Source organism: Mucilaginibacter sp. P4_D1 (assembly GCF_056401935.1).
On sequence record NZ_JBFUIJ010000007.1, the window covers coordinates 15,354 to 38,266 of the forward strand.

Here is a 22,913-nt window from a genome sequence, read left to right on the forward strand (position 1 = left end):
CCGCCCCCATTTCACATAAATTTTCCTACACACTCCACCACAACTGCCATCACAATCTCATAAATAAATATTCTTTATAAATGAATGAATATTTATTTATCTTTGTTTCATCATGAGATTAAGAGATACAGACAAGGTACAGTTAGTAAAACAGAAAGCTATCGAATTAATAATAAAAGATGGGCTGGAAGGATTTAGCATGAATAAGCTGGCCAGGGCCTGTCAAATTTCGGTGGCCACGCTTTACATATACTATAAAGACCGTGACGATCTGATTATTAACATTGCCGTGGAAGAATTACGGTTAATGGAAGAGACAATTGTAAAAGATTTTGATCCCGGGATGACTTTTGAGCAGGGCCTGCGCAGGCAATGGGAAAACCGTTACCGCTACGCGGCAGAAAAGCCAGGTATCAACTTGTTTTTTGATCAGCTGCGTAGTTCCAGCTACCAGGAACAATTCCTGTCGGGTTACATGGCCGACTTTAAGGTGATAATGGGTAGCTTTATGCAAAACATCATTGAGCGCGGCGAGATAGACGCGATGCCTTTTGAAATATACTGGTCGATAGCGTTTGCCCCTTTTTATAACCTGATCCGTTTTGATAAAGAAGGCAAAAGTCTGAGCGGTATGCCCTTTAAACTAACAGACGAGATACTCTGGAAAACCTTCGACCTGGTGATAAAAGCCCTAAAAAAATAAGCGTATGGATACTACAGAAGATTTTAAACACATACTGTTATTTAAAACTAACATTAACAGCGATAGCGAAAAGCAATTTTTACATGGCTTGTTTGACGGCAACCCCGATATAAAATGCTGGAACATTGATATGGACGACAGCGACTGCGTGTTGCGGGTAGTATCAGCAACACTAACGCACGCGCAAATAATTGAAATAATAACCCTTCGCGGCTATCAATGCTGCGAATTAACCTGACCAAAAAACGATGAACAATCAACAATCCTTAGCCTTTACAGGCTACCAAAAATTGGTAATATTTTTACTGGCTATCACCCAGTTTACCGTGATACTCGATTTTATGGTGATGTCGCCGCTTGGCGATATGCTCATGAAATCGCTTAACCTAAAACCTTCAGCTTTTGGCATTGCCGTATCGGCCTATGCCTTTAGTGCTGGAATTTCCGGTTTACTAACCGCCGGCTTCGCCGATAAGTTCGACCGTAAAAAGTTATTGCTGTTTTTCTATATCGGCTTTATTGCCGGTACCATTTTTTGCGGCATGGCCCAGTCATACGTGGTGCTGGTGGCGGCTCGTATTATTACCGGGCTGTTTGGCGGGGTAATCGGCTCCATATCAATGGCCATCGTTACCGACTTGTTTTCACTACAGCAACGCGGACGCGTTATGGGTTTTATACAAATGGGCTTTGGCGGCAGCCAGGTTTTAGGCGTACCTATAGGCCTTTATTTAGCCAACGCCTGGAGTTGGGAAGCACCATTTTGGATGGTAGCTGCACTAAGCATCTGTATTGCCACGCTAATAGCCGTCAAACTGCAGCCTATCGTAAAACATCTATCGGTACAAACAGATAGATCGGCATATAAACACCTGCTGCATACCGTTGGCAAAGCCAATTACCGGGTAGGCTTTGCAGCAACTGCTCTGTTATCAATTGGTGGTTTTATGATGATGCCTTTCGGCAGCGCCTTTGCCGTTAACAACCTTGGGCTAACCAACCAGCAGCTGCCTTTACTGTTTATGGTTTCGGGCGTAAGTTCACTGATCATCATGCCCCTTATAGGTAAGCTAAGCGATAAGATAGATAAGTTTAAAATATTTGCAACCGCATCTATATGGATGATGCTGATGTGCGTGGTATATACCAACCTGGGGGTAACACCATTAATATTGGTGATGATATTAAATATTTTAATGATGATGGGCATCATGAGCCGCATGATACCATCATCGGCACTCACCAGCGCCGTTCCCGAGATGGCCGACCGTGGCGCGTTCATGAGCATTAACGCATCGCTGCAACAAATAGCAGGCGGTGTTGCCGCCGCGGTTGCCGGTATCATAGTTACGCAGCAAAGCAAAGGCAGCCCGCTGCAGCATTACAATACCGTAGGCTATGTGATAGTTGGCATTTCGGTTTTAGGCATCTTTTTAATGTGGCGCGTAAATAACCTTATTAAGCAAAAAGCGGATAGCAATAAGATAGTGCTACCGGAGGACGCGGTAATTCACGAGGCGATGTAAGAAGAGTCAAGAGATTAGAGTCAAGAATCAAGACAGAACAAAAGCTTTTTTGAGTACGTCTATCCTTAAAACAAAGACTTACACGGTTTAACCCATGTAAGTCTTTTTTATATGATAACAATTTCGCGCTTATTTTTCTACCCGTACCAGCAGTACACCGTGCGGCGCTACTTTAGCAGTTAGGGCATTGCCGGTAACCACAATATACTTTTGCTGCCAGGCGTCCCTGAATTTGGTATAGCCAGCTATAGCCGGGTCGGTTTTATCAAGGCTGATGGTTTGGTATTTATCGGATGTATTAAACAGGCCTATTGCCTTGCCGCCATCCTTCAACTCTTTTACCCAAACCTGGTAATCATATTTTTTGATATACTGGCTGGCACCTTTGCCCAAAGCATCCTGGTCAATGGCCAGCACTTCATCGTTGGTAAGCAGGCTCAATGTAAAGGCATCCAGGTGCCCCATATCGCAACCAATTAACAAAGGCGATGCTAACAGGCTCCATAAACTGATGTGCGTGTACTGCTCATCAAATGTAAGCCTGGTATTATGCAGGCTTGGCCCCCATCCTACTTTGCCAACAACCAGCATATCAGGGTCGTTAAAATGGCCAGGCTGGGCATGTGGTGCTGCCGGGCCCTGGTTAAATCCAATGGTGGCCATACTTTGCCAGGTATCCTGGATATCGCCTGTTGTGCGCCAGCTATTGCCGTTTACATCAGCACCCCACTCCCATACATTGCCCCAGCCATACTGGCAAAGGCTGTACATGATATCGCGGTTTGCTTTACCCAATGCGGCCTGCATTACCTGGTAAGGTTTCTTCAATCCATCAAGATCTGGTTTAGGTGCAATATCTGAGTATGAGCACCAATCGTATTTTAAATAGTCGATACCCCAACCGGCGTAGGTTTGGGCATCCTGGTCTTCATGCTGCCAGCTGCCTAAAAAGCCGCCGCAGGTACGCGGGCCCGGCGACGAGTAAATACCTATGCGCAAGCCTAAACCATGCACAAAATCGGCGAGGCCTTTCATATCGGGAAATTTGCTGTTAGTTACAATTTTGCCGTCGGCAGCGCGGTTTTCTGCCTCCCATCCATCATCAATATTGATGTAAGCCCAACCGTGCGCGCTCAGTTTATCAATCATAGCTTTGGCAGATATGCGTACCTTTTCGTCGTTAACACTCAGGCCCCAGGCATTCCAGCTGTTCCAGCCTAAAGCAGGGGTTAAACCAATATTATCGCCAATGCTAATGGTGAATTGTTTTGTTTTGGCGCCAAGGCTATTGCTTACCGTAAAAGTTACCGGGTAATTGCCCTTTTGAGCTACCGAACCACTGATTACCCCGGTTGCGGCATCAACTTTTAAACCTTCGGGAAGCCCTGCAACCTTGTACAGTAACGGCCTTTTACCGGTGGCCGGTATCAGGTAAAGGAACGGGTGTCCCGGCCGCGCCCCAAATACATCGGCACCATTAATTTTTACTTTAGCCGTTGGATAAGGCGTTAAAATGTAAGGCGTAGTTTCTGTTTGCACTATCGATTTGCCCGATTTGGTATCGGTAAAACTATAGCTGATGGTATATGATCTTTTTGCCAGGCGCGCTATCGAAAACGAGTAGGTAAACGGCTTGCCGCTGGTAAAATTGGCCGGGTTTGTTTTTTCGTAAAGCACAGCGCCGTTTTCCGGGTCGGTTACTTTAAATGCAAGGGTGCCGCTGTACTGGTACGCATTTGTAGTGTGTAATTTAACACTTTTGCTCAGGCTGTTGTTATCGCCGTATACAAAATCAGCTTCGGTATTTACAGCCACATGATCCATTACATCGGCCATGGTGATGTTGAATGTGCTGCCGTAGCCGCTGGTTACCAAACCGCCATCGCCGCCGGTATCAAATATGCGCACCGCAAGCACGTTTTCTTTATCCCATAAAATAGCAGGGTTGTTTGCTGCTATAGTATACGAGCGACCACCGTAATGGCCATCTTTTATAGTACCGCCGTAACCACCGTATTTGGCTACCAGTTTACCGTTAAGGTAAACTTCATCGTTATCATCAACAGTGCCTAAATTTAAGCGCAGGCTATCTTTCAGGTACGATTTATCTTTTAATGACGACGGAATAACCACTTTGGTACGGTACCAGCCGAAGCCATCGTAATTTGGGTGCCCCTGGCGTTCCCAGTTGTCGTTAAGGTTGGCTGCCTGCCAATGCTGGTCGTTATAAGTTGGCGACGCCCACTGAGCCGAATCGCCGACTGTAAATTTCCAGCCTTTGCTAATGGAAACCTCCTGCGCAGAGGCTGTCAGGTAACCCGTAGCAAGGAATAATAGGATAAAAATCTTTCTTATCATAATTAATGTTTTAATGATACCATTAACAGTCGCCATAAATTAAAGGCGGCCTGCAATTGGTTCAGAATGGTTTACTGGTTTGTTTATACTTTTTAAAGGTATAAACATTTCAAGAAAATAGAAATGTATGTGTAACATTTATTAAAAAAGGGGGATAGTATAAAATCGTCATTGCGAGTAACCATCAGGTAAAACCTGAAAAAAATCGTTATAACGTGTTGGCTTAACATATAAAAGGCCTGTCACCCTGAGCCTGTCGAAGGGTCGCGCGCAGAGGCCTTTGCCCGCTATGCTTCGACGGGCTCAGCATGACAGCCCTTTTCTAATAATCATTCCACATCTCGCAATAAGAAGTATTTTTAAATATACACTGAAGGTCATTGACTTACAAACGCGTCATTATAAGCTATTGATTATCAGCGTTGTTTTTTTAATGTAGAGACGCAATACTTTGCGTCTCCCCCAGGACATTCAAAATTTACAGGCTCAATTTGCATGTGTGATTTGCATGCGGGAGACGCAAAATGTTGCGTCTCTACAAAAGCCCCGTTTACAATTATGTCATTACTGTTTTTTCAAGCATAGGCTGGTGGATACTCGCAATGACGGTAGTTTTAGGACATCAATTTAACAATAACAGCCTGCCCAGCTTTTACTTACTCAACAAATCCACATACTTCACCTGTTCCGGAAACCAAACGGTCATTTCGCCCTTACCACGGTTGGCCCATGAGTAGTATGGAATAGCCGTTAACGTGCTGGTAACGGTGCTTACATTCTGGTTTGCTTCATCAACGTTAACACTTTTTACATCGGCCTTTAATGTCATTACGCCATTTAGCAAGTCGGCATTATAGCTTGGGGTAAAAACAACATCTTTAGGGATAATAAAACTGCTTGGCTTGCCGGCATTATCTTTCCACTCGGCGCAATACATGATAGGACCGCGCTGGATGGCTATTTTGCCGTTATCGTCGGCCAGTTTTTCGTTGGCTATTACGCGCTGTACATCCATGGGCAGGGTAAGCTCTACCCTATCGTTCTTTTTCCATTTTTTGCTGATCACCGCATAGCCATGATCCATTTGGTAATCAACAGCTTTACCGTTTACTTTTATTTCTATTTTTTGTGCCGATGGTTTCTCGTAACTGTACAAATCAGACGGGATAGCCTTATCCTGTGCCCAGCCCGGAATACGTATTTTGAGGTTCATATCCATAGCCGATGCCGGATCGATGCTGAATACCAAACCGCCATCCCATGGGTAATTATTTTGCTGGGTAATTTTAAGCGCCTTTTCGGCAACCTTTAAATTTGCCGATCCGCTGATGAACAGGTTTACATACACATCCTTGCCATTTTGGGCGTACATATAACCGGGGATAGAAGGAATTAACCGTACGATGTTGGTTGGGCAGCAGGAGCAGGTAAACCAGCCCGAGCGCTCACGTTCAATATCCGGATGCGTAAAGCTATCGCGGATTTGCATGGCATTGGTATAAAAGAAAGATTTCCCATCGAGCCCAACACCCGAAATTAAGCCGTTATACAGGGTTTTCTCCAATAGGTCGATATATTTTGAATCACCGTGCAATAAAAACATCCTTTGGTTCCAGAAAACATTGCCGATAGCCGCGCAGGTTTCGTTGTAGGCGGTGGTGTTTGGCAGTTCGTAGTTGCCGCCAAAACGTTCACCATCGCCAACAGCGCCTATGCTGCCCTGTACATAAATCTTTTTGCTCACCATGTTATCCCAAATCTTATCAATAGCGGCGATGTACTCTTTATCGCCGGTGAGGGCCGCTACATCTGTCATGCCCGAATACAGGTACATTGCCCGTACGGCGTGGCCTTCGGCTTCGTCCTGGTTGGTAACGGGGGTATCATCCTGCCAGTAAACACCGTTCTCGAAAGGATTTTTGCTTTTTTTGTTGTACTCCTTGTGGCCACGGGCATCAATAAAAAACTTAGCCAGGTCAAGATATTCTTTTTTGCCGCTGATGCGGTACAGGCGCACCAGGCCCATCTCAACTATTTCATGGCCAGGTGCAACCGTACGTTTACCGGGACCAAAAGTGCGTACCAGTAAATCGGCGTTTTTAAGGGCGATATTTAAAAAATTGCGCTTGCCGGTAGCCATAAAATGAGCGGCGGCAGCTTCGTACATATGGCCACAATTGTAAAGCTCGTGGCTCATATTCTGCTCGTTCACCCAGCGCTCGGGGCCGGCCCACGCTTGCGGATGTATTGGGTCGATAGTGCGGGCGGTGTATAGGTAGCCATCCGGTTCCTGCGCCTTGCCTACTATGGTAATTATTGAATCGAGGTAATGATCAAGCTGCTTATCTGGATGTACCGCTAACGAATATGATGCGCCTTCGATTGTTTTATAAATATCGGTATCATCAAAGGGGTAAGTAGTACAAAATTTGCCCGAATGGGCTGCCGCCATCTGGAAGTTTTTTACCCTRCCGGTACTTTCGCAACGGGTAAACGATGCCGGAATAGTGGCCGTGCGGTTGGTTTCAATCCGCGAATTCCAGAAATGATCGGCCAGTTTTACACTGGTAAACGGAACCGGCTGAATAGGATAATCCTGCTGTTTTTGTGCAAAGGCCGAAAAGCTGCAGCATACAGCTAATAATAAACAGATGTTTTTACGCATAACGGGTTAATATAATTGGCGATAACAATATAAAGATACTACATTTCAAATGTACATTAATTGTTGTTTTAACACTAATTAATTTTAACTGCTAATAGCAGGAAATTATCCGGAGATAATTTTAATATTAAATCAATTTTTGAGATTGCAATAGCAATTGAAACTGATGAATGTCAATTAATGGGATACGAGGAAAAGGAATTGTTTTAAGAATATTAAAATGGCGGTCATGAGTAACTATATAGTCGGCATTTGCAGCAAAAGCACAATCAACAAACTTGTTATCGTCTTCATCAGTAATTAAATTAAGATTATAATAAATTTGGGGTAAATAATGCGTTCGGAAGTTCGGTTATAGATCTGATAACGTTCAGCGCAACGTTATTGTTCCAATGTGTGCCTATCATTTCTTCATATTCTAAAAGAATATCAGCTGTAATTGCAAGCTGATACTTATCATTCAGAAGAGCCTGGTAAAGCCAATGATACTTTGAGCGGCTTGAAACCGATACAAGCAGGATATTAGTATCAAGAACGATGACAAGCTTTTTACCGTTGCTCATTCAATAACTTATCCATATCATCATTTGTAAGGTTCCTTTCGTCCCAAATACTATCGGCAGCTTTAATGGCTTTATCAGCAAAAAAACGGGCCAACAAATTTTTCAGATCTGTAAGGTCATTATCAGACAAGTTGGTTCCAAATAGTTTCATCAATTCTATCTGGGCATTATTTAACGGATATTTTAAAATACTCATAAAGTCTATTTAACGATGTAAAACAAATTTAAAGAATATTTTTTATATACCATTTTTTATTCAAACGGTTTAACGGTGCCTAGTGTCGTGTCAACGATAAATTGACGGATCGTCTTTAGCCCAAAGTCTAAAGTCCTAAGTCGAAACAGAAAAAATTCAACTTTAGACTTACGACTTAATACTGTTGACTTAACACTAGTAACACGCTCACCAAACAACGCCTAAGATTCACATTTTATGAAAAGTGACCTGATAAAAAATCATTTCATTCATAATTATTTATATTTATATAGTACTTTGCATTGCATAATACTATATAAAAACCCATCTTTATTTTAAACTTAATCATCAGTATATGAAAACAGCATTCCATTTAAAAAAAGCGGTTATTATCATCTTTTTGCTGGTAGCCGGTACCACTGCAGGTTTTGCGCAGTGCGACCAAACTGTAACCTTAACATCATCAAAAACAAGTAAGGTTGATGACCAGGGCAACACTGACAGCAGGGATGAAAACACCATTGTTACAATTACTAAAACAGATGTAACCATTGTTCCCGGTGGCGACGATCACAAGATGTCGGGAACAATCAGCTCAAAAACCTGCGACTGGAAAACGCCTTTCAAAGAAGGTAAAACCGTTATTAAAGCGAAACTTAGTGATGATAATGGTCATGACAGAACCGCAACCATAACTATCACCGGCGTAGCAGGCAAAGTTACGCTTACGTTTGAAGCCGAGGAAAAGCCGGGAATGAAGATCTTTGTAATAGCCGATAAATTTGAGTAAGCTTTATTGTTTTTGCGTGAGGCGGATGGGGATCTGCCTCATGCCTTGTTTCTCATAAGCTTTGCGGCTTGATATGAGTTCCAAAGAAATTGCGAATTCCAAGGTTTTATATGTGCCGAACCTACGGTTCTCATTTACCTCCTGCTTATTTTACACCGGGTTGAAACCCGGCGCTACAATATTGGCCGAGGCTACGCCTCTACTTATTGATTTAGAGTATTTCTTAGTTCCTGACCAATGCCCCCCGCTAAGGATCATATATTATTGCCGCAATATAGGCCGCCGCTATGTCTCTGTTTCCTTGATTTAAAGAATTTCTTAGATCCTGCCCAATTCTCCCCATAAGGATCATATTATTATCGCCACTACAAGCCGGGGCTATGCCTCTATTTTCTTTACTTAGAGTATATCCCCCCCTACCCATACAATTGCAGCTAAGGGCCATAAGCCCGAAACATATTGTAGCCCCGGGTTGCAACCCGGGGTAATTTAAAACAATCGCGAAAGTGCTGTAGGCACGGCCCATCTCGCTACACAAAATCTGTCAATAAAATTATTGTCAAAATATCTCGTCAATAAAACTGTTGACAAAACGCCTTTATGATAAACCCTCGGAGAGATGGCATTTTAATTTCAGCATCTGTTATACTGAACTATTCCACGCAGGGCGACTGCTTACGTGGTCTCATTTACAATCCTTTCGCACAAAATCGTTAAGAAAAATAAGCTAATCACTTTGCGCCTCTGCGATCTTTGCGCGAAAAACTTCTAACTATAACATAGTTTCTACCCATTATTAAACTTAACCTATTGTTTATGATAAATTTTAATAGCAACAGTACTTTTAGCTACAGAAAAACAACACGTTATGAAAAGAAAATTCTTAACAACTGTATTGCTGTGCTGCTGCTTTTTTGCCTGTTTAGCTGCCATTGCCGATTTTAGCGGAAGCTGGGGCGGAATTTTAACCATGGAGAATGGCGACCAATATCCCTTAACCTACAATTTTAAAATTGATGGTGATAAACTAACCGGCACTGTACAAACCCCTAAAGGCGAACTCCCCGTTGACGATGGTAAAATTAACGGCGATAAATTCACGTTTACAGTTACCCTTGGCGATATCAAAATACCACACAGTGGCAAATTTTATGGCGATTCTATTGGCGTCGACATTGCGGCTAATGGGGTTAAGGCACATACTACGCTGAAAAGGAAGTAGCGTTAAGTTATATTGCAGGCGTTGTTATAAGTTATACAATTCGGCTAAATCCTGCAGGGGAAGTGACGTTTATCGCATGGCGGCTACGACTCACCCCGACGACCCCGATAAATATCGGGGCGTCTGCCCCTCGACTGCGTCGCATAGAGGGGCGAAAAAAAGAAAAGAAAAAATGGAGTTCACCCTCTATGCGGCGTAAGCCGGAGAGGGGCCGCCGGCGAAGCGTAGCCGGGGTGAGTGGTGGCCAGCGTTCAAAACCGAATATTTGTGTAAACCCAAACACATGATAAGTAGCTTGTCGAATCATAGCGGGCAAAAACCTCCCCGCACGACCCTTCGACAGGCTCRGGGTGACAGGCATAGGCGTTTCGAAAATAGACATGTAATGGGTACTTTGTTTCAGCATCCCACGTGCTAAGCATATATCATGTGATCCACCTGCCCATGGGCTCCCGAAACAATCGAGATGACTATCATTTTTCAACACCTCATTATATGCTTCCCGGCTATTAACAACATCATCATTTAAATGCGCTTAATTTTTGATAATTTTACCAACCTGACTATACTTTGTGTAGTTGTGCCAAACGCAATTTTATGCCAACAACGTATACCAAAACTTTAGCCCGAAAAATTCTTTTTGCGTTCCTTGCCTTCGCCATCATTTTTTCAGTTACAGCGCTTATTGTCCGCACGTCAATTACTAAAAAGTTAGAGAACATTTCTAAACTGGCCAACAACATGGGCCAGGGGAATCACCATCCCGAGCATATATTGTTATTACTGCACCAGGCCGAAGACGATTTCCAGGCGTCGTTACTCAACACCAACAGTAAAAATAGCGACGATTATAAAACAAAGCTAACTTCGGCATTTAACGAACTGGACACTTTGCTTAAAGCACATGCCGATACAAGCAGCCTTAACATCATCCAAAGCAATAAAATAAAGTCGTGGTATCAAAAAAAGTTAACCCTATCTAACCAGCTCTTCGGGCTTAAGCATAATTTCGATTCGCTGCTTACTGTTTATGCCGCATTTAATATAGAAGCCGGCAAGTATGCACAGGAGCTTTCCGGCAACGTCAATAAATCATTTAAAATCCAAACAGATACCGTTAAAAAAATAACGCCGTCGGCAAAAAGGAGCCTTTTTAAACGAATTAAAGATGCTATTAACAATAAAGACGATAAGGCGATATCGGCAATTGAAATTAACCACCGCAACAATTTAAAGGAGGTTAATGCATCTACACAAAAGCTATTAACCAAGGACCAGAAAGCTTATGCCAACAGCCTGAAGCAATTGCAACAACAAAACCTGAAGCTGATAACGATGCAGCGCGAGCTGATTGGCCTGAATTCGCATATCAGTAATGAGCTGGAACGCATTATTAATGATATAAAGGAATTAAATTACAACGCGACGAGCGAGTTCAGGGATATATTGTTTAAAAACTACCAGGAAACCACGGGGTTGTTAAATACCTTCTCGCTTATTGCTTTATTCCTGGTGCTTGTGTTTGCTACGCTGCTCATTTTATTCATCATTCAGCTTAACCGGGCCGAGCTGCAGTTACACAAAGAAATTGAACAATCGGTTACCATTGCCCAGCAAAAAATGGACCTGCTTTTGCATATGAGCCACGAGGTACGTAACCCGCTTACCGCCATCAGGGGCTTCCTGTACATTTTTGGTAAAACCAACCTTACCCAAAAACAAGCCGACATGCTCGATTCTATCAAGCACTCATCGGATATGCTGCTGCGCACCCTGAACGACACGCTGGATGCCGCAAAAATGGAAAACAGCGAGTTTAAAATCAGTACGGAATCTTTTAATCCCGATGATGCGTTAAAAACAGTTGTGGAAAGCATGGAGTTTGGTGCAACTAAAAAGGGGTTAACGTTAGATTATCATTTTAAAGGCGACAAAGACGCTATTTTACTGGGCGATAGCCTTCGGCTTAAACAAATTATGGTTAACCTGCTAAGCAACGCTATTAAATTTACCAAAGAAGGCGGCATCAGGGTAATAGCCGAATTGGTGAGTCCGGAAAATAAGCTGATGGTTGATGTCAGGGACACCGGGGACGGGATTAGTCCGGATCAGCAGGCAAACTTGTTTTCAAAATACTATCAAACCAGTTCATCAAATGGAAAAGCAGGCACCGGCCTGGGCTTATTTATTTGCAAACAGCTGGTAAAGCTGCAGGACGGGCATATTACCGTAAGCAGCAAGCCCGGGGCAGGCACTACCTTTAGTTTTACTATTCCGTATGAAAAAAGCAATACCGCGGCAGTTGTTAAACCCGACACGCTTGACCCTGCGTTACTGTTGAATGGTATTACCATTTTGGCGGTTGACGACAATGAGCTTGATTTAATGTCGTTAAAAATGATACTGGCCCGGTGGAATATCAATTTTTTACAGGCAGGCAACGCAAAACAAGCATTAGAGATAATTGCCAAAAACGATGTAAACGTTGTGCTTGCAGCTTTGCCAGCACCTGAAACAGATGTTGCCGAATTATTGACCGCCATACAAAAATCAAACACCTCCGGTAAGTTACCTGTAATTGCTATAAGCGGCGTAACGGCAGCTGCAGAAAAATACTTAGATATGGGGTTTGCCGATGTTATCGAAAAATCTGTTGTAGATACACAATTGGTGGATACAGTGGTTAAGGTATTAAAACCGAACCCGGTAAATTTAAATTGAACATACAGTAGTGTGGTTAACCAGGCTGTCCGAAGTTTCCGACGAACAGAGGGTAATGCCAAAATCAAATTTTTAAAATAACAATATGAACCAAACCTCATCCTTTCTTGTTAGCTTATTAATAAGCCTGCTATGGATTTTACCGGTAATTCATTTTTATTTAATTATTAGGTTCATAATAGTCAGCCGCAGATATCGGGAGGTAATGTCTTTTGTAACACATTTAAAATGGCTCATTATAGTGTGCCTAATTCCAATATTAGGATATGTGTTTTTCAACTACTCGATATCCAGGATGATTAAATCATAAGCATAGCATCTCGTTTTTATATTTATAAAAAAACTGCCCTGCTGTTCGAAGTCTCCGACTTCGGACGATTATGTTTGTAATTTGCAACTACAGCAACCACTTGATAATATAAGTATACCATAAGATTTCATATTCGAAAGAAAACACTGTAGTCTGGAGACTACAGACATAGTGATTCGAAGTCGGAGACCTCGAACAGCAACAGGTTTTCGAACAGCAACAAATCATTCATATTAAAAACGACCTCGCTTTTATTACATACATTTTTTTAAACTACTTCAGCGTATATTTGTCTATTAAATATGCTCATTAAAATATATCCCGAAAATCCGAATCCTAAAGCGATAGAGCAGGTTGTTGAAGTGCTGCGCAAAGGCGGATTGATTATTTATCCTACAGATACCATCTACGGGCTTGGTTGCGATATCACCAACCATAAAGCTATTGAAGCCATCTGCAAAATCAGGAACATTAAACCCGAAAAGGCTAATTTTTCCTTCATCTGCTACGATTTAAGCCACATCTCTGATTATATCAAACCGATAGATAACGCAACGTTCCGTGTGCTTAAAAAAGCGCTGCCTGGCCCGTTCACCTTTATATTTAACGCAAGCCATAAAGTGCCCAAGCTATTAAGCAGCAACAAAAAAACGGTTGGTATCCGTGTTCCTGACAATGATATTGCCCGCGAAATTGTACGCGTATTGGGCAACCCCATCCTATCCACCTCTATCCGCGACGATGATGATATCATCGAATACTCTACCGACCCGGAACTGATCTACGAAAAGTATGAGAGCCTTGTTGATATCGTAATTGATGGCGGCTACGGAGATAACGTAGCATCAACCGTGGTTGACTGTACCAACGGCGAGTTTGAAGTAATTCGTGAGGGTAAGGGAGATTTGGAGATGTATTTGTAAAAACGTTTTATATCCTTATTTTTATAGCTTAACCTATAAACCTTGGATTACGCAACCATCCTTTTTTGCCTTTACCTGTTATTTATTGTTACAAGCGCGACCACTACTTTTTTACACGAGGTTGGCCATGCTATCCCCTCGCTTATTTTCACAAAAGAAAAAGTGAGCATTTATTTGGGTACTTATGGCGATGATGAAAAATCGCGAAAAATTAATTTATCAAACAGGTTAGCCATTCATTTTTTACTGAACCCCTTAACATGGCGAAGAGGCATGGTGCGCAGCAACACATCCAGCCTAAAGCTTAGCAAACAGTTTACTGTCATTTTACTCGGTCCGCTAATGTCCCTAATAATTGCCGGTATTGCACTTTGGATAACCTTTTCATTCAACCTCCACGGTTCGTTGAAAGTATTTGCCATGGTTCTTTCGATTTCGGCGCTTATAGATCTGAGGAACATATACCCTTCTAAAAAAGCAATTATCCTTGCCGATGGCTCCCAAACTTACTGCGATGGTTACCAATTGTTACGGTTGCTCAAATCGAGGAAAGAAAAGGCCGATTATTTTGCAGCTTGTGACTTATACGAGGCTCAAAATTATCGCGAGGCTATTAAATTATTCGAAAAAGTAAGAGACGAATGGATAAGTCCTGATATGTTAAGCGTAGTAATTAGGGCGTACAGCGAATTAGGGGAATATAAAATGGCAAAAGCATTTTATAGCCGGTTTATCTATCAGCTCGATTTTATTTTAGATAGCGACCTTTCGTGTAATATTGGTTATACACTTTCGCAATTAAATGAACATGAGCAGGCTATGGACTTTTATAACAGGTCTATCGCGCTGAATGAAAACAATATCTTTTCCATTTGCAACCGGGGATTTACATATAACGTGTTTGAACAATACCCCGAGGCCCTGGCCGATTTTGACAGAGTATTAACTATTAATGCTGAATTTAGTTATGGTTATTCAAACCGGGCTTTTACTCATCTTATGATGAAAATGACTGATAAAGCTTTAGCCGACATTGATACGGCCATCAGATTAGATGATAAAAATGCCTATGCCTATAGAAACCTGGGTATCTACTATTTAGAATTGGGAGATTATATCAAAGCAATGGAGCAACTGCAAGTAGCTTTTAAAATAGACCCGCTTACACATATGATTGACCAATATATAAAGATTGCGGGTGATAAGTTAGCCGGTAGTCCAAATCATTAATTTTTTTCCCGATGGCTGTGCCCTCAGTGCTATCTTCCCGGTATATTGTCGATTTAAGCACCAACATATGTGCGGTAAAGGGGAGTTGGAAATGTATTCATGATATATACTGTTCCGTTGTCATCCTTAGTGATAGAATTCCGCAACATTCTTAACGAGGAATGACGTCGCACAGAGGCTGTCATAGTGAGCTTGTCGAACCAAGGTGGGCAAAGGCCTCTACGCGCGACCCTTAGACAGGCTCAGGGTGATAGGCCTACACACCTCGCCCCCCAACATGTCATGGGTAGTAAGTACGAAGTATCTATTCGCGAACCTTTCTATCGGTCACGCACAGCTGATAGATCCTTCGTTCCTCAGGATGACAGGAAAATCGAACATGTCATGGGTAGTGGTAAAATTTGGCGAAACCCTGAAGGAAGAATGACAATCTTTTTTTAATGTTAGGTTGCATTCACTTTACCGTTACGGCCTTATCCCCTTAATAAATCCCGATATCTTCTCCATATACCCCTCTTCAGCCAGCAGCTTCACAAACTTACTACCTACAATAGCACCGTTTGCGTAAGCACATGCCTGCTTAAAGGTATTATTATCCGAGATACCGAAACCTATGATAGTTGGATTTTTAAGTTCCATTGCTTTAATGCGTTTGTAATAATCTTCGATACTATTGGTTAGCTGCAAGCTGCCGCCAGTGATGGAAGATGACGAAAGCAGGTATATAAAACTGTTGCTCAGTTCGTCAATTTTACGAATGCGATCTTCGGATGTTTGCGGGGTAACCAGGAATATATTGCTCAGGTTGTTATCTGTAAAATAATTGGCGTATTTGGCCTCGTACTCGTACATAGGCAAATCGGGCACTATTACGCCATCTACACCTAATTCAACTGCCTTTTTGCAAAAACGTTCGATACCGTATTGTACTATGGGGTTAAAATAACCCATTAATAAAATAGGGATAGTAACGCGCTTACGTAGTTCGGTCAGTTCTTCAAACAGCACGTTAAGGGTCATGCCATTTTCCAAAGCCTGTTCAGAACTGTGCTGAATTGTTGGTCCATCGGCCACGGGATCCGAGTACGGGAAACCAATTTCAAGGAAATCGGCCCCGGCTTTTTCCAAAGCCTCGGCAATATCAACGGTAGTATTTAGCGCGGGATAACCCGCGGTAAAGTATATAGATAATAAATTATTCTTTTTGGTAGCGAAAAGCTCGTTTAGGCGGTTCATATTTTAACCCTGTTTAGTAATTATTTTTCAACTCTTAATTTATCCGTAAAGCTCCCTGGCCATAAATTCAATCTGTACCAGGTTAGGCACGTCTTTAAAAAATGAATCAGAGATCAATTTTGTAAATCCTATTTTAAATGTGTCATTCAGCGGCAGCAGATCTACAGTAAAGCCACCGCTTGCTGTCGGAACGCTACTATCGTGTCCCTCAAGTAAGCTTCCAACAAATTGAAAACGACCAAGAAACATATGACCGGTTTCTTCTGTCCCAAAATCAGAAACATCACAATTTTTGTTAATATCCACCCCCAGCGCTTCAAATAACTCCCTTGTCTCGGCAGGAAAAACCCGATGGCTTATACTATCAAAATATTTGCAGTTTTCGCATCCACAACTTTGCGTTCCCGTTGTTTCAACTTGCTTATATAGCTGTTCGTTTTGTTCTCTATCGGTCTCTATAAGCCAATCGTGATATTTAATTACAGCCACAGCTTAATAGTTGAAGTGCTTAATATAAGTATCCAAATCCTTATCGCCCCGGCCCGAGATACAGATAACAACGTTATCATCGGCTTTGAATGTCATCTTTTCCAGTTGTGCCAGTGCGTGGGCTGTTTCAATGGCCGGGATAATGCCTTCCATTTGCGAGCATAATAAGCCTGCCTGTAAGGCCTCATCATCGGTAATGCTGGTATATTGGGCGCGATTTATTTTGTACAGGTGCGCATGCTGCGGACCAATACCCGGGTAATCCAGCCCGGCCGATATTGAGTATGGTTCAACCACCTGCCCATCCTGTGTTTGCATGAGTATAGTACGGCTGCCATGCAGCACACCTTCCTGTCCCAAAAATGTGGTTGCTGCCGAGTGGCCGCTGTCGACACCTTTGCCTGCTGCTTCAACTGCAACCAGCTTCACGTCTCCATCATCCAAAAAATGGTAAAACATGCCCATGGCGTTACTGCCGCCACCTACACAAGCCATTACGTATTGAGGCAGGTCGTTACCGGTTTGCTCCAATAACTGTTTTTTGGTCTCCTCGGAAATCACCGACTGGAACCTGGCCACCATATCCGGAAAAGGGTACGGCCCAACCACCGATCCGATGATGTAATGGGTATCAACGGGGTTGCCTATCCAATCGCGCAGGGCCTCATTGGTGGCATCCTTCAATGTTTTACTGCCCGATGTAGCCGGCCTTACCGTAGCACCCAGCATCTTCATACGCGATACATTGGGGGCCTGGCGTTCCATGTCAACCGCGCCCATGTAAACCACGCATTCAATACCCATCAAGGCACAAACAGTAGCTGTGGCCACACCATGCTGCCCGGCGCCGGTTTCGGCAATAATACGTTTTTTACCTAAGCGCTTAGCCAGCAGAATTTGCCCGATAGCATTGTTAATCTTGTGCGATCCGGTATGGTTCAGGTCCTCGCGTTTAAAAAATATGTTGGCCCCATACTTTTCCGAATATCTTTTAGCATGATATAGCGGCGAAGGCCTGCCCACATAGTTTTTCAGCAAGTCGTCAAATTCGGCTTTAAAACCGGGATCATTAATAATGTCGATATATTGAAGTCGTAACTCCTCAACATTTGGATAAAGCATTTCGGGGATATAGGCGCCGCCAAAATCGCCATAATAACCTTGCTCGTTAACTCCGTATTTCATTTGTAATAGTTTGCTTGTTGATGATATCAAATGCTTGTTTTAGTTTGCCGGTATCTTTAACACCCGGCGCCGTTTCAAAACGGCTATTTAAATCTACCCCGTAAAATTGCGGGTGGTTAATCTTTTTAATTTCTTCCAGGTTATCAAGGCTGATGCCGCCCGACAAAAAGAAGGGGACATCCAGTTTATAATTTTCCAGCATCCCCCAGTCAAAAGTTTTACCCGAGCCACCGTAGGCGGCAGTTTTTGTATCGAACAGGAAATAGTCTACTTTGTTTACGTAATTATCCAGCTGGCTAAAGTCGAAATTCTCATCCAATCCAAATGCTTTAAACACGGTAACCCTATCCCGAAAACTGTGACTAAATTCCGGCGATTCGTTGCCATGTAGTTGTATTACATCAAAATTGTAGGCGTGTATTAAAGAGTTGACTATTTGTGCGCTTTCATTCACAAAAACTGCTGTTTTTTTAATGTTTCCTGGTAGTTTTTTGAATGTTTCTGCAGATAATTGACCAATATATCGCGGCGAAAGCCCGTAGCAAATAAAGCCCAGGTAATCGGGGTTTAAAGCGGCAACCGCTTTAATATTTTCTGGATCTTTTAAACCGCAAACTTTTATTTTCATGTTTAGTTTTGCAATAGCAGGTTAAAACTATTCAGCGCTTTTTTGCTTAGCAGGGCTTCCTCGGCCTCGTAAAAGCAATCGGCAAAAGTTTTTTCGGGGTTAATAGTCCTGATAGCCAGGGCCGCGTTGGATAGCACTACATTGTTTTGCGCGTTGGTACCATCACCATTAAGCACGCTGCTAAATATTGCGGCAGAGGCACTTACGGTATCGCCACCGGTAATTTCTGATGGATGAAGCTTTTCAAAACCCAGTGCTTCAACGCTATTTATCTTTTCTCCCTCGGCCGAGAAGGTTTTGAAATCGCAGGTAAGGGAAACCTCATCATAACCCTCCAAAGCATTCACTATGGTATATTTAGTGGTCGATTTTTGGTAAAGGTAAGCATATACCCTTGCCAACTCCAGGTTAAAAACACCAACCAGCTGGTTTTCAGGCTTCGCCGGATTAACCAGCGGACCAAGCATATTAAAAAATGTTTTCACCCCCAGTTCCCTGCGGATAGGCGCTACCGTTTTCATGGCCGGATGAAACAGCGGTGCATGCAAAAAGCAGATGTTGGCCTTGTCAATTCCGCGTTTCAGTTTGTCAGCATCGTTGGTAAACTGGTACCCCAAATACTCCATCACGTTTGACGAGCCGCAACCCGATGATACACCGTAGTTACCGTGTTTGGCTACCTTATAACCCGCTCCCGCTACTACAAAAGATGCAAGAGTAGATATATTAAAGGTATCCTTACCATCGCCACCGGTTCCGCACAAATCTATCAGTTCGCTGGTTTGCAAATCAATGGGCAGGCAAAGTTCCAGCATCGCATCGCGAAAGCCTTCCAGCTCATCAACGGTAATACTGCGCATACAATAAGCCGTCATAAACGCAGCCATTTGCGAGTTGTTATACTTACCCTGAGCTATGTTTATCAAAATCCCTTTTGATTGCTCCCGGCTAAAGGTTTTGTGTTCGAATAGATGATTAAGTATCTGTTTCATGCCCCCTGGCCCCCTAAAGGGGGGTACTTTTTAATTGTTAACTCAACTCCCCCCGACTTTTTCCCTCCCCCTTCAGGGGGCCGGGGGGGCTAATAAAAAAAGGGTTACCGTATGGCAACCCTTCCTTTGAATATATTTTTTTAAACAAACACGGAATTGCCTTACGATATCTCGTTAAGCCACCACCAATTGTTGTTTAATGCGTTCATTTTCATTTATGCCACAAATATGGAAATAGTTTTTATAAAAACAAACAGATAAATTTGAATTATTGAATTATTGAATTATTGAATTATTGAATTATTGAATTATTGAATAAAAAATTAAATGAATATTTGTAATGAACTATCAGCAACCAATATATTGTTTTACGGAATTATGAAAATAGCACCTTTGCAGCTCAAATCAATAATTCAATAACTCAGTAATTCAATAATTAAACATGGCTATACATCAAGAAAAAATAAACCCCGAAGATGACCTTGGCTTTGGCACGCAGCCTGTGGTAAAAAGCCAGCCGGTTATTAATAAAGATGGATCTATCAACGTAAGGCGTACCGGCTTGCCGCGTTTCTCTACCGCAAACAATTATCACTCGCTTATTACCATGAGCTGGCGCAAGTTTTGGGTTATTGTTTTTAGCGGGTACTTTACAGCCAACATCATATTTGCATGCATCTACATTTCATTGGGTCCTGACGTGCTTGATGGCCGCAGTGGCAATACTGTATTCGACCGTTTTATGGATGCGTTCTTTTTTTCGGCCCAAACTATTTCGACCGTGGGTTATGGACACATCAGTCCGAAGGGAATGGCCGCAAACAGTGTGGCCGCTTTAGAATCGATGATGGGCTTATTGGCCTTTGCCTTAGCTACTGGCTTATTATACGGGCGGTTTTCCAGGCCGTCGGCTAAAATATTGTATAGCGATAATGTGTTGGTTGCTCCTTACCGTGATAAGGGCTGGGGGCTCATGTTCAGGCTGGCCAATTTAAGGCGTAACATATTGATAGACCTCGAGATTGAGGTGGTATTTGGCTATAACGAAGAAGTGAACGGCAAGGTGATCCGCAAGTTTTTTCAACTGGAACTGGAACGAAAGTTTGTGAGCATTTTGACAGTAAACTGGACGGTGGTGCATCCACTTGATGAAAACAGCCCATTAAAAGACATGACCCAGGAGGAACTGGAAGCTAAACAGGCCAGTTTATCCGTCATCCTTAAAACCTTTGATGATACCTTTTCACAAACTGTACATTCCCGAACATCCTATATCTATTCGGACGTGGTTTGGGGCGCCAAATTTGTACCTGTATTTCATCGTGATGAAGACGGACAGGCTATTTTGGATATGAGTAAGATAAGTGAATATCAATTGGTTCATTAGTTCACCATTTGTTCATTAGTTCATTGGTCTTATCGCTTTGTTGTCTGAACCGGAATTTTCAGAATTCGCTGGATTAACAGAATTTGAAAAGCAAAATTCAATAAATTCTTTAATTCGATGAATTCCGGTTCAGAAAAATGAACCAATGAACTACTTAAGCAGCGGATTCTTCTCCCTGGCAAATACATTATAAACCATCTTATCTAAAAAGGCTGGCAGTAGCTTACTAAGCAATACTGTAAGTTTGCCCTGCAGGGTTAAAACCAGGGTGCGCGAGCGATTTTCAATGCCATTTACAATTACCCTGGCTACCTGGTCGGCTGTCATCATTTTATCTTCTTCCAGGGTGCTTTCGCGCTGTTCTACTCCTTCTTTATTAAGCGCGGTATTGCGGATGTTTGATGCGGTAAAGCCGGGACAAGCGGTTAATACATGTACACCGGTTTTCAGGTTTTCGACCCGCAAGGCATCCAAAAAACCATTCATGGCAAACTTTGAAGCAGAATATCCCGCGCGGCCGGGCAAGCCTTTATAGCCCGCTATGGATGATACGCCTACTATGCTGCCTTTGGTTTTGGTAATTTCGGGCAGTGCGTATTTGGTACAATACACCGCGCCCCAAAAGTTAACATCCATTAATGATTTAAGTACCTTTAAATCAACATCTTTAAACAACGCCCGCATAGATATGCCTGCATTATTTATCAACACATCGATTTTACCAAAGGTGATGAGGGTTTGTTTAATTAATTGAGCACAATCATCCTCGATAGTTACATCGCATTGTACAGCCAGGGCTTTGGTTTGGTAGCGCCTTTCAATATCCTGGGTTATTACGCAAAGGGTTACATACTGTCGGGCTGCCAAAACCACGGTTGCGCCGCGTTTGGCACATTCGATAGCTAACGATTTTCCGATGCCGGATGACGCCCCGGTAATTACTATAACTTTATCATTTAACTTCATAAGTTGAAGGGAATAGCTGCGGCAAACCCTCCACTTTAATTTCGGGCACCTTAAATWAATATTTGGCGGCGAAGATAATCATCGCACCATAAAATTCCTTAAGATAATCCCAGCTAAATTTCACATTATTACGGCTATTGAAGTTGATGATATACGTTTTGGGAAAGTAATAATTTTTAAACCCGGCAAGCCTGATACGGTAACTGAGGTCGATATCATATCCATAGGTATGAAAACGCTCATCAAACAGCCCGGCTTTATCAATAGCTTCTTTACGCATCAGCATAAAAGCGCCGTTAAGCACATCGGTTTCTGAAGTTTGAAACTCCTCCACCCAATCTTTACGCTGTACATCGGTAAGGCGCGATTTTGAAAAATATTTGGCCAGACCTGTCAGTTTAAAAAACACGGCCCAGGGTTCGGTAAACCCATGTTTTGATTCGGCAAGGAAACGGCCGTCAGGCGTTATCATCCGTACACCCATCCCTCCGGCATCCAAATGCATATCCATAAATTCCAGCGCCTTCTCAAAAGTCTTTTTGCCTGTAATTGTATCCGCACTGACTACTAAAACATACTCTCCGGTAGTCTCTTTAATTCCTTGGTTATAAGCTATTGCCAGCCCCTGGTTGCTGGTGTTGGCAATTACTTTAACATCAGGAAACTCACCGCTTAGCATCTCTACAGATTTGTCTGCCGAGGCATTATCCACCACAAAAACCTCGTAATTAATGCCCACAGCGGCCCTTATTACCGAATTAAGCGCTATCCTGAGCATATCACAGGTATTGTAATTTACAATGATGACAGAGAGTTTCATACC

At 42.7% G+C, this 22,913-nt stretch carries 22 protein-coding genes; 10 read left to right on the top strand and 12 right to left on the bottom strand.

What is annotated here, in order from left to right:
• Nucleotides 1–112: 112 nt before the first annotated feature.
• From AC1DV1_RS08850 to AC1DV1_RS08860, 3 genes are read left to right on the top strand one after another with little or no spacing between them, the layout of a single operon-like run.
• Nucleotides 113–703 carry a TetR/AcrR family transcriptional regulator gene (locus tag AC1DV1_RS08850; protein WP_477357690.1) on the top strand — a complete coding sequence of 197 codons (591 nt, stop codon included), beginning with the start codon at nucleotides 113–115 and terminating at the stop codon, nucleotides 701–703.
• 4 nt (nucleotides 704–707) lie between these two features.
• On the top strand, nucleotides 708–941 hold the full coding sequence (locus tag AC1DV1_RS08855; RefSeq protein ID WP_477357693.1) for a hypothetical protein: 234 nt from the start codon (nucleotides 708–710) through the stop codon (nucleotides 939–941).
• Nucleotides 942–951: 10 nt separating this feature from the next.
• The gene (locus AC1DV1_RS08860) at nucleotides 952–2,229 is read left to right on the top strand and encodes an MFS transporter (protein ID WP_477357695.1); all 1,278 of its coding nucleotides are present in this window, start codon (nucleotides 952–954) and stop codon (nucleotides 2,227–2,229) included.
• Nucleotides 2,230–2,358: 129 nt separating this feature from the next.
• Here the strand turns inward: AC1DV1_RS08860 and AC1DV1_RS08865 are convergent, their stop codons facing one another.
• The 5 genes from AC1DV1_RS08865 to AC1DV1_RS08885 all read right to left on the bottom strand — a co-directional run bounded on the left by AC1DV1_RS08865 (nucleotide 2,359) and on the right by AC1DV1_RS08885 (nucleotide 8,011).
• Nucleotides 2,359–4,587 carry a putative Ig domain-containing protein gene (locus AC1DV1_RS08865; RefSeq protein ID WP_477357698.1) on the bottom strand — a complete coding sequence of 743 codons (2,229 nt, stop codon included), beginning with the start codon at nucleotides 4,585–4,587 and terminating at the stop codon, nucleotides 2,359–2,361.
• 652 nt (nucleotides 4,588–5,239) lie between these two features.
• The gene (locus AC1DV1_RS08870; RefSeq protein WP_477357701.1) at nucleotides 5,240–7,252 is read right to left on the bottom strand and encodes a glycoside hydrolase family 127 protein; all 2,013 of its coding nucleotides are present in this window, start codon (nucleotides 7,250–7,252) and stop codon (nucleotides 5,240–5,242) included.
• Between the two features lie 127 nt (nucleotides 7,253–7,379).
• The gene (locus AC1DV1_RS08875; protein ID WP_477358131.1) at nucleotides 7,380–7,574 is read right to left on the bottom strand and encodes a PIN domain-containing protein; all 195 of its coding nucleotides are present in this window, start codon (nucleotides 7,572–7,574) and stop codon (nucleotides 7,380–7,382) included.
• Nucleotides 7,564–7,815 (bottom strand): PIN domain-containing protein, encoded by a 252-nt coding sequence (locus AC1DV1_RS08880; protein ID WP_477357704.1) that lies wholly within the window; start codon nucleotides 7,813–7,815, stop codon nucleotides 7,564–7,566. Before AC1DV1_RS08880 ends, AC1DV1_RS08875 begins: the two co-directional genes overlap by 11 nt.
• Nucleotides 7,802–8,011 (bottom strand): hypothetical protein, encoded by a 210-nt coding sequence (locus tag AC1DV1_RS08885; protein WP_477357707.1) that lies wholly within the window; start codon nucleotides 8,009–8,011, stop codon nucleotides 7,802–7,804. The genes AC1DV1_RS08880 and AC1DV1_RS08885 overlap by 14 nt, the downstream gene beginning before the upstream one ends.
• A 355-nt stretch (nucleotides 8,012–8,366) precedes the next feature.
• On the opposite strand from AC1DV1_RS08885, the gene AC1DV1_RS08890 reads away from it, so the two are divergent.
• The 6 genes from AC1DV1_RS08890 (at nucleotide 8,367) to AC1DV1_RS08915 (ending at nucleotide 15,634) form a co-directional block, all read left to right on the top strand.
• Nucleotides 8,367–8,801 (top strand): hypothetical protein, encoded by a 435-nt coding sequence (locus AC1DV1_RS08890; protein WP_477357710.1) that lies wholly within the window; start codon nucleotides 8,367–8,369, stop codon nucleotides 8,799–8,801.
• Nucleotides 8,802–9,669: 868 nt separating this feature from the next.
• Entirely contained in the window at nucleotides 9,670–10,023 is a 354-nt protein-coding gene (locus tag AC1DV1_RS08895; protein WP_477357713.1) for a hypothetical protein, read from the top strand.
• Nucleotides 10,024–10,620: 597 nt separating this feature from the next.
• Entirely contained in the window at nucleotides 10,621–12,744 is a 2,124-nt protein-coding gene (locus tag AC1DV1_RS08900) for an ATP-binding response regulator (protein WP_477357716.1), read from the top strand.
• A gap of 612 nt (nucleotides 12,745–13,356) precedes the next feature.
• Entirely contained in the window at nucleotides 13,357–13,977 is a 621-nt protein-coding gene (locus AC1DV1_RS08905) for an L-threonylcarbamoyladenylate synthase (protein ID WP_477357719.1), read from the top strand.
• A gap of 42 nt (nucleotides 13,978–14,019) precedes the next feature.
• Nucleotides 14,020–15,207 (top strand): tetratricopeptide repeat protein, encoded by a 1,188-nt coding sequence (locus AC1DV1_RS08910; protein ID WP_477357722.1) that lies wholly within the window; start codon nucleotides 14,020–14,022, stop codon nucleotides 15,205–15,207.
• 277 nt (nucleotides 15,208–15,484) lie between these two features.
• Nucleotides 15,485–15,634: a hypothetical protein gene (locus AC1DV1_RS08915; RefSeq protein WP_477357725.1), complete on the top strand. Its 150-nt coding sequence runs from the start codon at nucleotides 15,485–15,487 to the stop codon at nucleotides 15,632–15,634.
• 38 nt (nucleotides 15,635–15,672) lie between these two features.
• Here the strand turns inward: AC1DV1_RS08915 and trpA are convergent, their stop codons facing one another.
• The 5 genes from trpA to trpD are packed head-to-tail and all read right to left on the bottom strand — an operon-like array spanning nucleotide 15,673 to nucleotide 19,737.
• Nucleotides 15,673–16,443 (bottom strand): tryptophan synthase subunit alpha, encoded by a 771-nt coding sequence (trpA, locus tag AC1DV1_RS08920; protein ID WP_477357728.1) that lies wholly within the window; start codon nucleotides 16,441–16,443, stop codon nucleotides 15,673–15,675.
• Between the two features lie 39 nt (nucleotides 16,444–16,482).
• Nucleotides 16,483–16,932, bottom strand: a complete 450-nt coding sequence (locus tag AC1DV1_RS08925) for a hypothetical protein (RefSeq protein ID WP_477357731.1) — start codon at nucleotides 16,930–16,932, stop codon at nucleotides 16,483–16,485.
• Between the two features lie 3 nt (nucleotides 16,933–16,935).
• Nucleotides 16,936–18,117 (bottom strand): tryptophan synthase subunit beta, encoded by a 1,182-nt coding sequence (gene trpB, locus AC1DV1_RS08930; RefSeq protein ID WP_477357734.1) that lies wholly within the window; start codon nucleotides 18,115–18,117, stop codon nucleotides 16,936–16,938.
• Nucleotides 18,101–18,745: a phosphoribosylanthranilate isomerase gene (locus AC1DV1_RS08935; RefSeq protein WP_477357737.1), complete on the bottom strand. Its 645-nt coding sequence runs from the start codon at nucleotides 18,743–18,745 to the stop codon at nucleotides 18,101–18,103. Before AC1DV1_RS08935 ends, trpB begins: the two co-directional genes overlap by 17 nt.
• 2 nt (nucleotides 18,746–18,747) lie before the next feature.
• Nucleotides 18,748–19,737: an anthranilate phosphoribosyltransferase gene (gene trpD, locus AC1DV1_RS08940; protein ID WP_477357740.1), complete on the bottom strand. Its 990-nt coding sequence runs from the start codon at nucleotides 19,735–19,737 to the stop codon at nucleotides 18,748–18,750.
• A gap of 442 nt (nucleotides 19,738–20,179) precedes the next feature.
• Between trpD and AC1DV1_RS08945 the strand changes: the two genes are divergently transcribed.
• Complete coding sequence (locus tag AC1DV1_RS08945) at nucleotides 20,180–21,124, top strand: ion channel (protein ID WP_477357743.1); 945 nt, start codon at nucleotides 20,180–20,182, stop codon at nucleotides 21,122–21,124.
• A 150-nt stretch (nucleotides 21,125–21,274) separates the two neighbouring features.
• Here AC1DV1_RS08945 and AC1DV1_RS08950 read toward each other — a convergent pair whose 3' ends face one another.
• Nucleotides 21,275–22,090 carry an SDR family oxidoreductase gene (locus tag AC1DV1_RS08950; RefSeq protein ID WP_477357746.1) on the bottom strand — a complete coding sequence of 272 codons (816 nt, stop codon included), beginning with the start codon at nucleotides 22,088–22,090 and terminating at the stop codon, nucleotides 21,275–21,277.
• Nucleotides 22,077–22,910, bottom strand: a complete 834-nt coding sequence (locus tag AC1DV1_RS08955; RefSeq protein ID WP_477357749.1) for a glycosyltransferase family 2 protein — start codon at nucleotides 22,908–22,910, stop codon at nucleotides 22,077–22,079. The genes AC1DV1_RS08950 and AC1DV1_RS08955 overlap by 14 nt, the downstream gene beginning before the upstream one ends.
• Between the last annotated feature and the right edge of the window lie 3 nt (nucleotides 22,911–22,913).

What these genes read in the sequence shown, in the direction of transcription:
- AC1DV1_RS08850 (WP_477357690.1), top strand. Translation starts at nt 113, where the DNA reads ATGAGATTAAGAGATACAGACAAGGTACAGTTAGTAAAACAGAAAGCT.
- AC1DV1_RS08855 (WP_477357693.1), top strand. Translation starts at nt 708, where the DNA reads ATGGATACTACAGAAGATTTTAAACACATACTGTTATTTAAAACTAAC.
- AC1DV1_RS08860 (WP_477357695.1), top strand. Translation starts at nt 952, where the DNA reads ATGAACAATCAACAATCCTTAGCCTTTACAGGCTACCAAAAATTGGTA.
- AC1DV1_RS08865 (WP_477357698.1), bottom strand. Translation starts at nt 4,587, where the DNA reads ATGATAAGAAAGATTTTTATCCTATTATTCCTTGCTACGGGTTACCTG.
- AC1DV1_RS08880 (WP_477357704.1), bottom strand. Translation starts at nt 7,815, where the DNA reads ATGAGCAACGGTAAAAAGCTTGTCATCGTTCTTGATACTAATATCCTG.
- AC1DV1_RS08885 (WP_477357707.1), bottom strand. Translation starts at nt 8,011, where the DNA reads ATGAGTATTTTAAAATATCCGTTAAATAATGCCCAGATAGAATTGATG.
- AC1DV1_RS08890 (WP_477357710.1), top strand. Translation starts at nt 8,367, where the DNA reads ATGAAAACAGCATTCCATTTAAAAAAAGCGGTTATTATCATCTTTTTG.
- AC1DV1_RS08895 (WP_477357713.1), top strand. Translation starts at nt 9,670, where the DNA reads ATGAAAAGAAAATTCTTAACAACTGTATTGCTGTGCTGCTGCTTTTTT.
- AC1DV1_RS08900 (WP_477357716.1), top strand. Translation starts at nt 10,621, where the DNA reads ATGCCAACAACGTATACCAAAACTTTAGCCCGAAAAATTCTTTTTGCG.
- AC1DV1_RS08905 (WP_477357719.1), top strand. Translation starts at nt 13,357, where the DNA reads ATGCTCATTAAAATATATCCCGAAAATCCGAATCCTAAAGCGATAGAG.
- AC1DV1_RS08915 (WP_477357725.1), top strand. Translation starts at nt 15,485, where the DNA reads ATGTCATGGGTAGTAAGTACGAAGTATCTATTCGCGAACCTTTCTATC.
- trpA (WP_477357728.1), bottom strand. Translation starts at nt 16,443, where the DNA reads ATGAACCGCCTAAACGAGCTTTTCGCTACCAAAAAGAATAATTTATTA.
- trpB (WP_477357734.1), bottom strand. Translation starts at nt 18,117, where the DNA reads ATGAAATACGGAGTTAACGAGCAAGGTTATTATGGCGATTTTGGCGGC.
- AC1DV1_RS08935 (WP_477357737.1), bottom strand. Translation starts at nt 18,745, where the DNA reads ATGAAAATAAAAGTTTGCGGTTTAAAAGATCCAGAAAATATTAAAGCG.
- trpD (WP_477357740.1), bottom strand. Translation starts at nt 19,737, where the DNA reads ATGAAACAGATACTTAATCATCTATTCGAACACAAAACCTTTAGCCGG.
- AC1DV1_RS08945 (WP_477357743.1), top strand. Translation starts at nt 20,180, where the DNA reads ATGGCTATACATCAAGAAAAAATAAACCCCGAAGATGACCTTGGCTTT.
- AC1DV1_RS08950 (WP_477357746.1), bottom strand. Translation starts at nt 22,090, where the DNA reads ATGAAGTTAAATGATAAAGTTATAGTAATTACCGGGGCGTCATCCGGC.